The sequence below is a fragment of the Shimia sp. Alg240-R146 genome (genome assembly GCF_947331465.1).
GTDB lineage: Bacteria > Pseudomonadota > Alphaproteobacteria > Rhodobacterales > Rhodobacteraceae > Shimia.
On the sequence record NZ_CAMZOK010000003.1, the window covers coordinates 399,695 to 413,604 of the forward strand.

Here is a 13,910-nt window from a genome sequence, read left to right on the forward strand (position 1 = left end):
TCGATATCAACATGGGCTGTGGCAAAGGATCGGAACACACCGTGGGAGATTTCATAAAACGCAGACGGCTGGCGCGGTTTCTGGACCACGCCTCCCAACGGGCCGAGGATTGGCCGGTTCCCGAAGGCGGCTGGATATTGACCATGCGTCGCGCGCTTGGCATGTCCGCCGAACATGTGGCCCAACGCAAAGGCGTCAGCCGCAACGCCGTCTATCAGGCCGAGCGCAGCGAGAAAGAGGGCGCCGTTTCTATCAAACAAATGCAAAAGCTGGCAGAAGCCATGGGCGGCCAATTTGTCTATGCCATCGTGCCCAAGGAACCGGTTGAAAAGCTGAAATTGCGTCAGGCGCAAGCGGTGGCGGCTCACCTGGCCAGACTTGAGACAGATTTCCAACTCTGGTCGCCCGACGAGCAAGAAGACTGGCTCGACGACAAAACCGCCGAGCTATTGCATGACATGCCCGCCGATTTCTGGGCGCTCAGGGTTGATGACCCAGACGCGACCTGAGCAATCGCGCCACGTCAGATATTCTCAAAATCCCCGCCGCGCCCTTTACCGGACGCGAACCGTGCGGCACCCGCGGCACCTTCACCTGCGAAAGCTGAAAACGACGCCCACTCCCGCCGCAATGCCGATGCCAGATCTGCGCCGGACAGACGCGCCGACAGAAAATCCGCCCGCATGCACCCTTGCGGAAAGCCAACCAAGGAGTGCGCCAATCCCATCGCCGTCTCAAGCGCCGTACCTTGCGCACAAACCCGATCGGCCAACCCCATTTGCGCCGCTTCTGCGGCCCCAATGCCACGTCCGGTCAGGATCAGGTCATTGGCCCGCCCCTGCCCGACTATCCGCGGCAGCCGCACTGTGCCACCGTCAATCAACGGCACGCCCCAGCGGCGGCAAAACACGCCCAGCGTGGCGCCTTCGGCCACAACCCGCATGTCACACCACGCCGCGAGCTCTATGCCGCCCGCCACCGCAGGCCCTTCAATGGCCGCGATCACCGGTTTTGACAGCATCAATCGCGAAGGGCCCATTGGCCCCATTATCGGCTGAACCCGCGCATCGCGCCAGTCGTCGGAAATGTCCACGGCTTCGGTCCAATCGGTGCCCACGCCATCTGCCGCCGCCTTCAAATCAAAGCCAGCGCAGAAATAGCCACCTGCACCGGTCAGGATCGCCACATCCACCCCGTCATCCGCCTCAAACGCCAAGAAAGCATCAAACAGCGCCCGCGCGGTTGCCGGATCCACCGCATTGCGCGCCTCTGGCCGCGTTATTTCGACCACGCGCACGCGGCCCTCATCCCTGATCGTGACAGTCATGATGGTCCTCCCTGCCTTGATCACACACGCGCTCAGGCGCGCTCACAAGAAAAACCCCACGTCGCTTGACGCCAATGCGGCAAAGCCCCTATCTGACGTGCATGAAACATCTCGAAGAACAGATCGCCCACCTGACCCGCACCGTCGACGAAATGAGCGATGTGGTCGCACGCCAAGACACCGAAATCGCCCTGCTGACCCGACGCGTGCAAATGCTGATGGAACGTGAGGCAGGCCGCGAGGCCGGCGCAGATGGCGCTGTTGTCATGGGGGACGAACGCCCGCCGCATTATTAAGGAACAAAAAGGCCGGCAGCCTGAGAAGGCTCAGGCCGTCAGGGCTGAGCCATTCCAAACCCGAAAGGGCGAGAAGATTTCGTCAGAACTCCTCGACCGCCATAACGCCATCGATGCCTTTCAACGCGCCTTTGATCTGCGGTGTCACAGGAAAGCCTGCACCCGTATCAATTTCAACTTCTCCAGGCAGTTCCATGTTGTTCAGACAAAACACCACCGGCCCCTTGGGCGCCTTGGGGTTCGCTTCCCTCGCGCCTTGCAGAATGTTTGCCACCGGCATCACCGCGGTATGGTCATCCAGATAGATCTTAAGCCCCGAATTGCCCGCATCGGCAACAATCGTGTCCACTGGCGTCATCGACTGCGCGAGCAGTTTGAGCTGGTCGCTCTCCATCTCGGCCTTCACCGTCACAACAACCTTTGAGCCGGTCTCCAGAAACTCGCGGCACTTCTCAAGAGTGTCCGAAAAGATCGTGACCTCGTAAGCCCCCGTCGGGTCCGACAATTGCGCAAAGGCAAACCGGTTTCCGCGCGCTGACTTACGCTCCTGTCGCCCCGAAACACGCCCGGCGAGCTTGGCCACACACGCCCCGCCCCGCGCCTTGTCGGTCAATTCATCCAACGTCAAAACCTGCTTGCGTTTCAACGCGGGCATATAGTCTTCCAACGGATGTCCGGACAGGAAAAAGCCAATCGCTTTGGCCTCTTCATCCAGTTTTTCCGCTGGCAACCAATCCCCCGCAGGCGACAGACGCGGCTCGGGCAGATCGTCCCCCGCCTCGCCAAACAACGACACCTGATCGCTGCCCTTTTGCTCGTGGATCGCCGCCGAATAGTTCACCAACCCGTCAAGGCTTTCCATCACGCGCCGCCGGTTGTTGTCCAGCTGATCAAACGCGCCGGATCGCGCCAGCATCTCCAATGGTCGCTTGCCGACTTTCTTCAAATCCACCCGCCGCGCAAAATCAAACAGCGTTGCAAACGGCTTTTCGCCTCCGTCGGTTTTACGGCCCTCGGTCACCAGCTTCATCGCTTCGATGCCGACGTTTTTCAACGCGCCCAGCGCATAAACCAACGCCCCGTCGACCACTTTGAAGGTCGCATCCGAGCGGTTCACGCAAGGCGGCACATAGGGCAGCTTTAGCGCCTTTTTGACCTCTTCGAAATAGACCGCCAACTTGTCCGTCAGATGGATATCGCAGTTCATCACACCGGCCATGAATTCGACCGGATGGTTCGCCTTGAGCCACGCCGTCTGATAGCTGACCACCGCATAGGCCGCCGCGTGCGATTTGTTGAAGCCGTAGTTGGCGAACTTCTCCAGAAGGTCAAAAACTTCGCTGGCTTTCTTGGCCGGAACGCCGTTTTCTGCCGCGCCTTTTTCAAATTTCGGACGCTCGGCGTCCATCGCCTCTTTAATCTTCTTACCCATCGCACGTCGCAACAAATCCGCCCCGCCAAGCGAGTAACCCGCCATGACCTGCGCGATCTGCATCACCTGTTCCTGATAAACGATGATACCCTGAGTTTCCTCAAGAATATGATCGATCAGAGGGTGCACGGACTCGATTTCACGCAGCCCGTTTTTGACCTCGCAATAGGTTGGAATGTTCTCCATCGGGCCCGGACGGTAAAGCGCCACGAGCGCAACAATATCTTCGATACAGTTGGGCTTCATGCGCTTAAGCGCATCCATCATACCCGTGGATTCCACCTGAAACACCGCGACCGTCTTTGCGCTGGAATACAGCTTGTAGGTCGGATCATCATCCAGCGGAATGGCGTTGATCTGGTTCTCGGCCCCGTCGGCGGGCTGATACAACTCCGTGCCATCGGCGGCCACGTGCAACGGCCGTCCGGTGCTGTGGATCTGCTCAATCGCGTTCTGAATAACCGTCAGCGTTTTCAGACCCAAGAAGTCGAACTTCACCAGCCCGGCCTGCTCTACCCATTTCATGTTGAATTGGGTCGCCGGCATATCCGAGCGCGGATCCTGATAAAGTGGCACCAACGCATCCAGCGGACGGTCACCAATCACCACCCCCGCCGCGTGGGTCGACGCGTTGCGCAGCAAACCCTCCACCTGCATCCCGTATTTGAGAAGCCGGTCGACAACTTCCTCGTTGCGGGCTTCCTCGCGCAACCGTGGCTCTTCCTTCAAGGAATCCGCAATCGACATCGGCTTCACGCCCTCAACAGGGATCAGCTTACTCAGCCGGTCCACCTGCCCATAAGGCATCTGCAAAACCCGCCCGATGTCACGCACAGCCGCTTTGGACAAAAGCGCACCAAACGTAATGATTTGCCCGACTTTGTCGCGCCCGTATTTCTCCTGCACATAGCGGATCACTTCTTCGCGGCGATCCATGCAAAAGTCGATGTCAAAGTCCGGCATCGACACACGTTCAGGATTCAAAAACCGCTCAAACAGCAAGTTGTACCGCAGTGGGTCAAGGTCGGTGATCGTCAGCGCATAGGCCACCAGCGACCCCGCACCCGAGCCCCGCCCCGGCCCCACCGGAATATCTTGATCCTTGCCCCATTGGATAAAGTCCGCAACGATCAGAAAGTAGCCGGGAAACCCCATGCCTTCGATAATATCCAGCTCGAAATCAAGCCGTTCCTGATAGGCTTCAATGCTCACCGCATGCGGGATCACCGCCAAACGCGCCTGCAGGCCCTCGTTGGCAATCCGGCGCAATTCAGCAACTTCATCATCGGCAAATTTCGGCAGGATCGGGTCACGGCGATACGTGGCAAATGCACAGCGTTTTGCAATCTCGACTGTATTCTCAATCGCTTCCGGCAAATCGGCAAACAGCGTGACCATCTCTTCGGGTGACTTGAAATAGTGCTGCGCCGTCAACCTGCGCCGCCCATCTTGCTGATCAACATAAGCGCCTTCGGAAATACAGATCAGCGCGTCATGCGCCTCATACATCTCCGTTTTGGGAAAGTAGACGTCGTTAGTGGCCACCAACGGGATATCCATCGCATAGGCCATCTCGACAAACCCGCGCTCTGTCAGCCGCTCGGCTTCTGGCTGCCCCGCCTCGCCGGGGTGCCGCTGCATCTCGACATAAAGCCGGTCGCCATAAATGGCTTTGAAACCCGCCATCATCTCTTCGGCCGCGGGACGCTGCCCCAGCTGCAACAGGCGCCCAACCGGTCCCTCAGGCCCGCCGGTTAGACAAATCAATCCCGCGCTATGCGCCTCAAGCTGCTCGATTGTGACCTGCGGCAACTCACCCCCATCCTTGTCCACATAAAGACAAGAACTCAGCTTCATCAGGTTCTCATAGCCTTCTTCCCGTTGGCTCAACAAAACCACCGGCGCGGGCGTGGGCGCTGCCGTGCGCCCTGACGGGTCGTCATGTGGCATCTTCACAGACACCTGACAGCCCACAATCGGCTGAATCCCCGCACCCTGCGCGCCAACCGAGAACTCCAACGCGGCAAACAGGCTGTTTGTGTCGGTGATCGCCACCGCAGGCATGCCCATTTCGGCACACATGCCGGGCAATTTCTTGGTCCGAACAGCCCCTTCCAAAAGGGAATATTCGGTGTGAACGCGGAGATGAATGAATCGGGCTTGGCTGCTCATGGGCCCAAGCTATCGCAGCCCACGCGACGAGGAAACGCCCCATTCACCGCAAAGCGCGGCAACCGGACTTTTTGTTCGCCAAAATGCCTTGGGGTGAATGCGCCGAAGTCACAAAGGGGGTAAGCGCCCACCCCAACTGCCGCACCTGTTGCTCCGGTTAAGGTGAATCAGTTCAGGACCACCCTGTCGTAACTTCTGCAACAAAAGGAAACGCCAGGGATTTGCCAGCACCAACACCATCCGCCCAAAAATTATGCACAACGTCACCGCTAAACCCTGCAAGACTTTCAACACTTCATTGATAATTATCCACAACCGCATCTGCTTAACCCCTTGTTTTGCATACCTCGGCACACCGACAACCTTGCGCCCCATTTGCACTGCCCCCCTTTCCTTCGCCAAGTTTATCTTGCAGGAACGCCATGACGCTCCCTAGGGTGAATGCGCTCAAAGAAGCGGCAGTTCATGCCAGAGAGCAACCAACGCCGCCACATTCGCGGCACGCAGGGGGACCACATGACCACACCGCTCTTGTCGATCAAGGGACTGACCAAAGCCTATCCGGGCGTGGTCGCCAACGACGACGTCTCCTTTGACATTGGCCCCTCCGAAGTCCACGCGCTTTTGGGCGAAAACGGCGCCGGCAAATCCACCTTGGTCAAAATGATCTACGGCCTCGTGAAACCTGACAGCGGCCAAATGTTGTGGCAGGGCACTCCTTTCACGCCCTCAGATCCCAAAACCGCCCGCGCGTCTGGCGTGGCTATGGTGTTTCAACACTTCTCGTTATTTGACGCCCTCAAGGTTTCTGAAAACGTCGCGCTCGGCATGGAAAATCCGCCGCCGATGCGTGACCTCGCCCGCCAGATCCGCCGCGTGTCCGAAACCTACGGCCTGCCGCTTGATCCAAACCGCACCGTCGGTGATCTGTCCGCTGGTGAGCGCCAACGCGTCGAAATCATTCGCTGCCTGCTGCAAGATCCCAAGCTCTTGATCATGGACGAGCCAACCTCGGTTCTGACACCGCAAGAGGTCGAAATCCTCTTCAAAACGCTCAACAAGCTGCGCGATGAAGGCACCTCGATCCTGTATATTTCTCACAAGCTCGAAGAGATCCGCAAACTCTGCGATCACGCCACAATCCTGCGTCTGGGCAAAAACGTCGGAGAATGCATTCCCGCCGAAACCTCAGCCCGCGATATGGCGGAAATGATGGTCGGCGACACGCTGCAAACACCGACCCGCACCACCGAGCAAACCGGCGACGTGGTGCTGGACGTTTCCGGCCTGACGCTTGAGCCGACCAACCCTTTTGGCACCACGCTCAAAAACGTGCATTTCACCGTGCGCGCCGGCGAAATCCTTGGCATTGGCGGCGTTGCCGGCAATGGTCAGGACGAATTGCTCGCCGCCCTGTCGGGTGAATCTCTGACATGGCCGGACGCGGTCAAAGTCAAAGGTCAGGATGTGGCCAACCTCGGCCCCAACGCCCGTCGCGAACGCGGCATCCTCTGCGCCCCCGAAGAGCGTCTTGGCCATGCCGCCGCGCCTGACATGAGCCTAACAGAGAACGCGCTGTTGACCGGATCCATCCGCGAAGGTCTCACCAACCGCGGCTTCGTGAACTGGACCGCTGCCAACGATTTCGCCAAATCCATCATCGAACGTTTCGACGTCCGCACTCCCGGAACCCATGTGGCGGCGCGAGCGCTCTCGGGCGGCAATCTGCAGAAATTCGTGATCGGTCGCGAAGTGCTGCAACGTCCCGAAGTTCTGGTGGTCAACCAACCCACTTGGGGCGTGGATGCCGCCGCTGCGGCTGCCATCCGCCAGTCCCTGCTTGATCTTGCCGCCGAAGGTGCCGCGATCGTGGTGATCAGCCAAGACCTTGACGAACTTATGGAAATCTCTGACCGCTTTGGCGCGTTGAACGAAGGCCGCCTCTCAGACATCCGCCCCGCTGCTGGCCTGACGGTTGACGAGATCGGCCTGATGATGGGCGGCGCACATGGCATGGAAGTCGCCAGCGTCGGAGACCAGGAACAAGAAGGAGCAAGCGCATGATCGCGCTTCAGAAACGCCCCACACCGTCCCGCGCCCTGTCTCTCGCGACCCCGTTGATCGCCGTCTTGATCACAATGATCGCTGGCGGCCTGCTCTTTGCGGTGCTCGGCGAAAACCCGTTTGAGGCAATCCGCACCATCTTCTGGGATCCGGTCTTTGGCGAATTCGCCTTCTACTACCGCCCCCAGCTTCTGGTCAAAGCCGCGCCGCTGATCCTGATCGCCATTGGCCTGTCACTTGGTTTCAAGGCCGGTATCTGGAACATTGGTGCCGAAGGCCAATACATCATGGGCGCCATCGTCGGTGCTGGTGTGGGCCTCGCGTTTTATCCCACCGAAAGCCGTCTGGTTCTCCCGCTCATGATCCTCGCAGGCGCATTTGGCGGCTGGGTCTGGGCGATGATCCCCGCCTTTCTCAAAGTGCGGTTTGGCACCAACGAAATCCTTGTTTCGCTGATGCTGGTCTATGTGGCGGAACAATTCCTTGCTTCCATGTCGCTGGGGCTGCTCAGAAACCCCGAGGGCATGGGCTTCCCCGGTTCGCGCAACTTCTCCGACTACCCGGCGGCCAACAGCTGGATCAACGAGGCCGCAGGCCTGCACTGGGGCATGGCATTTGCCTTTATCGCCGTGATCTTTGCCTATGTGCTGCTCAACCGCCACATCCTCGGCTTCAACATCCGCCTGACGGGGGACTCGCCCCACGCCGCCCGTTTCGCAGGCGTGAACCCCACCCGCCTGATCCTGTTCTGCCTCGGCACGTCTGGCGCGCTGGCTGGCATGGCGGGTCTCTTTGAAGTCTCCGGCCCCTCCGGCCAGATCAACATCGACTTCGCCTCAGGCTACGGCTTCACCGCCATCATCGTCGCCTTCTTAGGCCGCCTGCACCCCGTCGGCATCCTGCTCGCAGCTCTGCTGATGGCGCTGACGTACGTTGGCGGCGACTTGGCCCAAGGCAACCTCGGCCTGCCCTCCGCCGCCATTCAGGTTTTTCAGGGTATGCTCCTGTTCTTCCTGCTGGCTCTGGACCTCCTGACCAACTACCGCGTTGTGCTTAAGAAGAGGGGGGCGGCGTGATGCTCGCGCAGGAAGTGAAATTCAGTCCAAGGGACATCCTTGTCTGCGGCGGCTCGTATTGCTTTTGGCTCTTGGTGGGGTGGTTCTGGACGTGGCTCTTTCTTGGAGCAAGCAGCTTCAACGCGTTACTCTTGCTCGTTTGTCTTGCGATTTTTTTTGGACTGTCGGCCATCCCCGCGGGATTTCTCGGTTTATTCCTGCGTCGCTGGACTGAGAAACGCAAACGCGAGGAGACTTCCAACTCCGAAAACGCGGCGCTTTGTGAAAGCCATCGAGCTAATGAAAAATCCCAGAAAAAGCTGGTCGCCGAGCTCTCCAAGATCGGCTTCACTCTCGGTATGATTGGGGCAACAGCCCGCGCCTTTTACACAAATTTCTTCGGAGGAGCCTTCTAATGGACCTTTCCGCAATCAACCCTGTCCTGCTGATCGCTTCCTTGATGGTCGCAGCCACCCCGCTTCTCCTCGCCGCGATCGGTGAGCTTGTAGTGGAACGCTCCGGCGTTCTAAACCTTGGTGTCGAAGGTCTGATGATCACCGGCGCCATCTGCGGCTTTGCAATCTCGGTGGAAACCACTTCGCCCATGCTCGGCCTTTTGGCCGCCATGCTCGGCGGCGCGGTGCTCTCGTTGCTCTTTGCCTTCCTGACCCAATTTGCGCTGGCAAACCAAGTCGCATCCGGCCTCGCCCTGACCCTCTTCGGCCTTGGCCTCTCCGCCCTCATGGGGCGCTCTTACGTGGGCGTCAAACCACCCGCTATGGCAAAACTTGACTTGCCCATCCTGTCTGACATCCCCGTGCTCGGCCCGATCTTCTTCAGCCACGACCCCGTGCTTTATTTCGGCATCGCGCTGACGGCAGCCGTCTATTGGTTCCTCAAAAAATCCCGCGCCGGTCTGATCCTACGCGCGGTGGGCGAAAGCCACGACGCCGCACACGCGCTTGGCTACAACGTGATCCGGGTCCGCGTGCTCGCCATCATGTTCGGCGGTGCCTGCGCGGGTCTTGGTGGCGCCTACATCAGCCTCATTCGCGTGCCGCAATGGACCGAAGGCATGACCGCGGGAATCGGCTGGATCGCCCTCGCTTTGGTTGTCTTCGCCAGCTGGAAACCCTGGCGTGTCCTGCTTGGCGCCTATCTTTTTGGCGGTATCAACGTCTTGCAGCTTAATTTGCAGGCGGCAGGCATTGCCATACCGGTCGAATACTTGGCAATGTCACCGTATCTGATAACCATCCTCGTTCTGGTTATCATGTCGGCCGACAAAAGCGGTGCACCCGCCGCGCTTGGCCGCACATTCCACGCTTCGCAATGAGGCACCAACTAAAAAACTGCCACTAACAGGGGGACTTCCCGATATGAAACTGACCAAACTGTTCACAAGCGCCGCAGTGGCGCTGGGTCTGGCGACCACCGCCATGGCCGACACCACCAAAGTGGGCTTTGTCTACGTTGGCCCAGTGGGCGACGGCGGCTGGACCTATGAGCACGACAAAGGCCGTCAGGCTGTCGAAGCTGCCTTTGGCGACAAGGTTGAAACCACCTTTGTTGAAAGCGTTCCAGAAGGTGCCGACGCCGAGCGCGTGATCACTCAGATGGCCCTGCAAGGTGCTGACCTGATCTTCACCACCTCTTTTGGCTACATGGATCCAACTATCAACGTTGCCAAAAAATTCCCGAACGTGAAGTTCGAGCACGCGACCGGCTACAAGCAAGCTGACAACGTGTCCGTTTACTCCGCACGTTTCTACGAAGGTCGCGCCGTTCAGGGTCACATTGCCGGTCACATGACCAAGACCAACAAAATTGGCTACATCGCGTCTTTCCCGATCCCCGAAGTTATCCGTGGCATCAACTCCGCGTATATCCACGCCAAGAAAGTGAACCCCGACGTCGAGTTCTCGATCATCTGGGCCTACACATGGTTTGATCCGGCCAAAGAAGCTGACGCAGCCAAAGCTCTGATCGAGCAAGGCGCCGACGTGATCCTGCAGCACACCGACTCCACCGCACCACAAGCCGCCGCTCAGGCCGCTGGCAACGTTGTGACATTTGGTCAGGCGTCTGACATGGGCGAATATGCTCCATTCCCTCGCGTGTCCTCCATCATCGATGACTGGGCGCCTTACTACGTGGCCCGTACCCAAGCTGTCATGGACGGCACATGGGAATCGGTCTCCACATGGGACGGTATCGGCGCTGGCATGGTTGGCATCGGTGAAATCTCTGACGCTGTTCCAGCCGACGTGAAAGCCTCCGCAATGGAAATGGTTGCGGCACTGGCCGACGGTTCCTACCACGCGTTCACCGGCCCGCTGAACAAGCAGGACGGCTCCGCATGGTTGGCCGAAGGCGAAACTGCACCTGACTTCGGTGACGACGGTCTGGCAGGCATGAACTTCTACCTCGAAGGTCTGACCGCTCAGATCCCGAACTGATCTTAAGCGATCCGAGAGACACGAAAGGCCCGCCAAACGGCGGGCCTTTTTCTTTGGCGGTTGCTTTTCTGGTGAGTTACTTAAAGGAGAAACTCTTCCCCTTATTGCGGCCACTCACGTAGCGGAAGGACTTCACGCCATTCTCGTCCTCGACAACAAAAGAATAATAGGGTTTGCCGTTCTTTTTGTAGCAGGTCACAACCCCGTTTTCTGCCACGCTATACGTGCCTTTCTCGCGTGAGCTTCCGTGGTTGAACGTGAAGCTGCCACCAGCGTCCCCACCCCCGCCAAAACTCGCAACCGAGCCGGCGTCAAATTCGAGTTTTCCAGATTGCAACGTTGTCAGAACTGCCTGCTGACCAAGTGTCCCGGCAATGGCCCCTGATGCCATCGCAACCGCCCCAATAACAGCGGCACCAATAGTCCTTCGAATGCTTTTCATATCATCACCTAAATCAATAATTACGTATTGAATCAGTAGCCTGCCAAAACCCACCCGACAACCCTGACGGGTCTCATGCCTTAAGAAATCGGGCCGCTTCCCTGTGGCAAACAAACCTTTTTGCCGCCGTCGGACAAAACCCTGCTAGCATTTCAGCATTTCAGCATCAAAACAGGATAGGGGCTCATGTCCGCGGCGCGTTTTTTCCTCATTCTTCCTGCACTGGCTTTCTTTTGCTCGATGGCGTCTGCACAAGACGCGAGGCCCTTCAACGGCCACTGGCAAGGCGTGTGGAAAGACAATAGCCGCACCGCCGTATCCGTGTTCATCCACATCCAATCAGGACAGGTGCGCGAATATGTCTGGGACGGGCGGCCGGTCGACGTCAGCACATCAGAGATGCGCAACGGAGATCCTCACCCGAATGGCGACACCACAAAAAACGTAAACCCGGACCCGCTTTTCGTCGGATGTTTCGGAACGTCTTTGCCAAACCAGCAAAAACTGGAACTCACTTATCCGGTGTTATGCAAATCTTCGTCCTATCGCGTGCGCTGACCGGCTAGACCCTGTCCTCCGCCGCCATTGCGCCGCCGCTTAGAGCATCCAGTAACAGCGCGCCCATCAGCCGGACCAACACGTCTTGTGCCCGCGCCTCGCCAACGATTTCGGCAACCATGCCTTCATAGGTCTCAAGTGCCACGCCCATCGCCGCATCCTCGCGCACGGCCTCACACGACTTGCCTCGCAGATAGTCAAACACCAGCGCCATTTCCGCGCCAAAATCCGCCTTCATCGCCACGGCCAGCGCTCGCAACCGGTCGGCCTCGCTGCCCTCTTCCGACAAGCGCACCTCCGGTTCCCGCGCCATCATCGCCTCGGTCGCCGCGAGAAACAGCGCCTGTTTGGTGGGGAAATAGTGATAGAGCGCACTCTTGCTCACCCCCAGCTCCGCGGCCATCTCCCGCATGCCCACGGCGCCATACCCCTTGGCCGAAAACACGCCTGCCGCCTTCTCCGCCAACGTGCGCCGATGCGCCTCGTGATCCACAATCTTGGGCATTTTCGTTTCCGTCCAACTGGTCGAAAACCTTTGACACATCTCCCCGACTCAGTCTAGGACGATTTTTATCGTCCACTTGGTCCACAAAGAAGGCACCCATGTCCACTGCACCCAATGGCGGCGTTGACCGCAGCCACGCGCCGTCCATCGCGCCAAAACTCACCTTCGCGGCCCTGCACGCTGCCATCCTCGCCGTCTGCGCATATCTCGCCTTTGCCCTGCCGTGGCCCGACGCCACCCGCGCAGCATTGCTGTTTGCCGCCGCCGCGCTCTACTTTGTCCGTCATCTGATCACGCTGTTTGTGCTGCTCAAACGAAACGTCGCCTTTTCCGAAGCGCTGGGCCTCGCCGCTTTCATGGCTCTGTTTGAAATTGGCTTCCTGCTTCTTGGTGCGGGCGCCCTCTCTGGAACCGCCACGCCGCTCGGCCCGCTCGACGCGCTGGCCATCGCCATGATCCTCGTTGGCTCCTACCTGAACACCGGCTCCGAAATGCAGCGGCACCGATGGAAAAAACACGCCGCCCACAAAGGTCAGTGTTACACTCAAGGCCTCTTTGCCCATTCGATGCACATTAACTATTTTGGCGACACAGTGCTCTTTTCCGGCTGGGCGCTGCTCACCGCCTCATGGCTCGCCGCCCCCATCCCGCTGTTCATCACTGCCGGGTTTGTCTTCTTCCACATCCCCGGTTTGGACACCTATCTTGCGCAACGCTACGGCGACACCTTCAAGGCCTACGCCGCCCGCACCGCAAAATTCGTGCCATACCTCTACTAAGACACCCCTACGAGGCACCACGCCCTTGCGCTTTTGCAAAAATGCACACCGACGCAATACCGACGTAAAGCAGCCGCGGTACCGCGGTGTAAAATCTCGCGATGCCATCGCCTTACCTCGCTCTGAGCGCTGACGCACATTGACTGCGTGTGCAAATCCCATTCGCAAGGCAGGGCCCGCGCGCTACACTTTCCCAAACAGGAGAAAGCCCATGCGCAAAATTCAGGCCCAAGGCGTGCACCACATCACCCTCACAGGGGCGGACCGCCAAACCTCCATCGACTTCTGGGAAGGCCTTTTGGGCATGCCCTTTATCTTTGACCAACCCAACCTCGACGACCCCAATGAAGGTCACCTTTACTTCGATCCCGGCGACGGCCGTCTGATCACCATCTTCACAAATGAAACCCGCCAACCCGACCCACGCCGCACCCCAACCGATCCGGGCTGCGTGCATCATCTCGCCTTCAACCTCAGCCGCGCTAGTTTCCTGCAAGCCGTTGCAAAGCTTGATGAAAGAGGCATCAGCCATTCCGGCACCAAAGACCGCGGCTTTATGGACTCGCTCTATTTCACCGACCCGATGGGCCTTCTGATCGAACTCGCATGCTACAAATTTGAGCCCCCTTTTGGCTGCTCACACGCCGACGTGATGATCCACGCCCACCGCCTGCGTGTCGCTGCGGGAGACTACAATATCCAAGAATCCCACCTTGCCGACGCCATCGAGCATCTGGTGCAATCCCGCCAAGACTCCCTGTCCACCACGCGCGGACCGGCCAATCCCTATTAGGCCACCCAACAGAGAGAAGGTGAGCGTT

Annotated in this window: 14 protein-coding genes; 10 read left to right on the forward strand and 4 right to left on the reverse strand. The window is 58.7% G+C overall.

Going from position 1 to position 13,910, the window contains the following annotated elements; all coding sequences use genetic code 11:
* Positions 1-41 precede the first annotated feature (41 nt).
* Positions 42-509, forward strand: a complete 468-nt coding sequence (locus PG871_RS17505) for a helix-turn-helix domain-containing protein (protein WP_270731688.1) — start codon at positions 42-44, stop codon at positions 507-509.
* A 14-nt stretch (positions 510-523) separates the two neighbouring features.
* Here PG871_RS17505 and PG871_RS17510 read toward each other — a convergent pair whose 3' ends face one another.
* Complete coding sequence (locus PG871_RS17510; RefSeq protein ID WP_270731689.1) at positions 524-1,327, reverse strand: crotonase/enoyl-CoA hydratase family protein; 804 nt, start codon at positions 1,325-1,327, stop codon at positions 524-526.
* Positions 1,328-1,428: 101 nt separating this feature from the next.
* Here PG871_RS17510 and PG871_RS17515 point away from each other — a divergent pair, with 101 nt between their 5' ends.
* Positions 1,429-1,623 (forward strand): SlyX family protein, encoded by a 195-nt coding sequence (locus PG871_RS17515; protein WP_270731692.1) that lies wholly within the window; start codon positions 1,429-1,431, stop codon positions 1,621-1,623.
* A gap of 82 nt (positions 1,624-1,705) precedes the next feature.
* Here PG871_RS17515 and dnaE read toward each other — a convergent pair whose 3' ends face one another.
* Positions 1,706-5,227 (reverse strand): DNA polymerase III subunit alpha, encoded by a 3,522-nt coding sequence (gene dnaE / locus PG871_RS17520; protein WP_270731693.1) that lies wholly within the window; start codon positions 5,225-5,227, stop codon positions 1,706-1,708.
* 516 nt (positions 5,228-5,743) lie between these two features.
* Here dnaE and PG871_RS17525 point away from each other — a divergent pair.
* The 5 genes from PG871_RS17525 to PG871_RS17545 are packed head-to-tail and all read left to right on the forward strand — an operon-like array spanning position 5,744 to position 10,805.
* Positions 5,744-7,291 (forward strand): ABC transporter ATP-binding protein, encoded by a 1,548-nt coding sequence (locus PG871_RS17525; protein WP_270732733.1) that lies wholly within the window; start codon positions 5,744-5,746, stop codon positions 7,289-7,291.
* Positions 7,288-8,367, forward strand: coding sequence for an ABC transporter permease (locus PG871_RS17530; RefSeq protein WP_270731695.1), 1,080 nt, complete (start codon positions 7,288-7,290; stop codon positions 8,365-8,367). The genes PG871_RS17525 and PG871_RS17530 overlap by 4 nt, the downstream gene beginning before the upstream one ends.
* Positions 8,364-8,762, forward strand: coding sequence for a hypothetical protein (locus PG871_RS17535; protein ID WP_270731696.1), 399 nt, complete (start codon positions 8,364-8,366; stop codon positions 8,760-8,762). Before PG871_RS17530 ends, PG871_RS17535 begins: the two co-directional genes overlap by 4 nt.
* A complete protein-coding gene (locus PG871_RS17540) occupies positions 8,762-9,682 on the forward strand; it encodes an ABC transporter permease (protein ID WP_270731697.1) in 921 nt (306 codons plus the stop codon). The genes PG871_RS17535 and PG871_RS17540 overlap by 1 nt, the downstream gene beginning before the upstream one ends.
* A gap of 43 nt (positions 9,683-9,725) precedes the next feature.
* Positions 9,726-10,805, forward strand: coding sequence for a BMP family ABC transporter substrate-binding protein (locus PG871_RS17545; RefSeq protein ID WP_270731698.1), 1,080 nt, complete (start codon positions 9,726-9,728; stop codon positions 10,803-10,805).
* Positions 10,806-10,881: 76 nt separating this feature from the next.
* Here PG871_RS17545 and PG871_RS17550 read toward each other — a convergent pair whose 3' ends face one another.
* A complete protein-coding gene (locus PG871_RS17550) occupies positions 10,882-11,301 on the reverse strand; it encodes a hypothetical protein (RefSeq protein ID WP_270731702.1) in 420 nt (139 codons plus the stop codon).
* 132 nt (positions 11,302-11,433) lie between these two features.
* On the opposite strand from PG871_RS17550, the gene PG871_RS17555 reads away from it, so the two are divergent.
* Positions 11,434-11,805 (forward strand): hypothetical protein, encoded by a 372-nt coding sequence (locus tag PG871_RS17555; RefSeq protein WP_270731704.1) that lies wholly within the window; start codon positions 11,434-11,436, stop codon positions 11,803-11,805.
* A gap of 4 nt (positions 11,806-11,809) precedes the next feature.
* Here PG871_RS17555 and PG871_RS17560 read toward each other — a convergent pair whose 3' ends face one another.
* Positions 11,810-12,310 (reverse strand): TetR/AcrR family transcriptional regulator, encoded by a 501-nt coding sequence (locus PG871_RS17560; RefSeq protein ID WP_270731706.1) that lies wholly within the window; start codon positions 12,308-12,310, stop codon positions 11,810-11,812.
* A gap of 98 nt (positions 12,311-12,408) precedes the next feature.
* Here PG871_RS17560 and PG871_RS17565 point away from each other — a divergent pair, with 98 nt between their 5' ends.
* Both PG871_RS17565 and PG871_RS17570 read left to right on the forward strand, forming a co-directional pair.
* Positions 12,409-13,089 carry a DUF1295 domain-containing protein gene (locus PG871_RS17565; protein WP_270731708.1) on the forward strand — a complete coding sequence of 227 codons (681 nt, stop codon included), beginning with the start codon at positions 12,409-12,411 and terminating at the stop codon, positions 13,087-13,089.
* 211 nt (positions 13,090-13,300) lie between these two features.
* Positions 13,301-13,882: a VOC family protein gene (locus PG871_RS17570; protein ID WP_270731710.1), complete on the forward strand. Its 582-nt coding sequence runs from the start codon at positions 13,301-13,303 to the stop codon at positions 13,880-13,882.
* Positions 13,883-13,910 lie beyond the last annotated feature (28 nt).

Coding starts and splice junctions, on each gene's coding strand:
- PG871_RS17530 (WP_270731695.1), top strand. CDS start 7,288: ATGATCGCGCTTCAGAAACGCCCCACACCGTCCCGCGCCCTGTCTCTC.
- PG871_RS17565 (WP_270731708.1), top strand. CDS start 12,409: ATGTCCACTGCACCCAATGGCGGCGTTGACCGCAGCCACGCGCCGTCC.
- PG871_RS17560 (WP_270731706.1), bottom strand. CDS start 12,310: ATGCCCAAGATTGTGGATCACGAGGCGCATCGGCGCACGTTGGCGGAG.
- PG871_RS17545 (WP_270731698.1), top strand. CDS start 9,726: ATGAAACTGACCAAACTGTTCACAAGCGCCGCAGTGGCGCTGGGTCTG.
- dnaE (WP_270731693.1), bottom strand. CDS start 5,227: ATGAGCAGCCAAGCCCGATTCATTCATCTCCGCGTTCACACCGAATAT.
- PG871_RS17540 (WP_270731697.1), top strand. CDS start 8,762: ATGGACCTTTCCGCAATCAACCCTGTCCTGCTGATCGCTTCCTTGATG.
- PG871_RS17570 (WP_270731710.1), top strand. CDS start 13,301: ATGCGCAAAATTCAGGCCCAAGGCGTGCACCACATCACCCTCACAGGG.
- PG871_RS17510 (WP_270731689.1), bottom strand. CDS start 1,327: ATGACTGTCACGATCAGGGATGAGGGCCGCGTGCGCGTGGTCGAAATA.
- PG871_RS17515 (WP_270731692.1), top strand. CDS start 1,429: ATGAAACATCTCGAAGAACAGATCGCCCACCTGACCCGCACCGTCGAC.
- PG871_RS17555 (WP_270731704.1), top strand. CDS start 11,434: ATGTCCGCGGCGCGTTTTTTCCTCATTCTTCCTGCACTGGCTTTCTTT.
- PG871_RS17525 (WP_270732733.1), top strand. CDS start 5,744: ATGACCACACCGCTCTTGTCGATCAAGGGACTGACCAAAGCCTATCCG.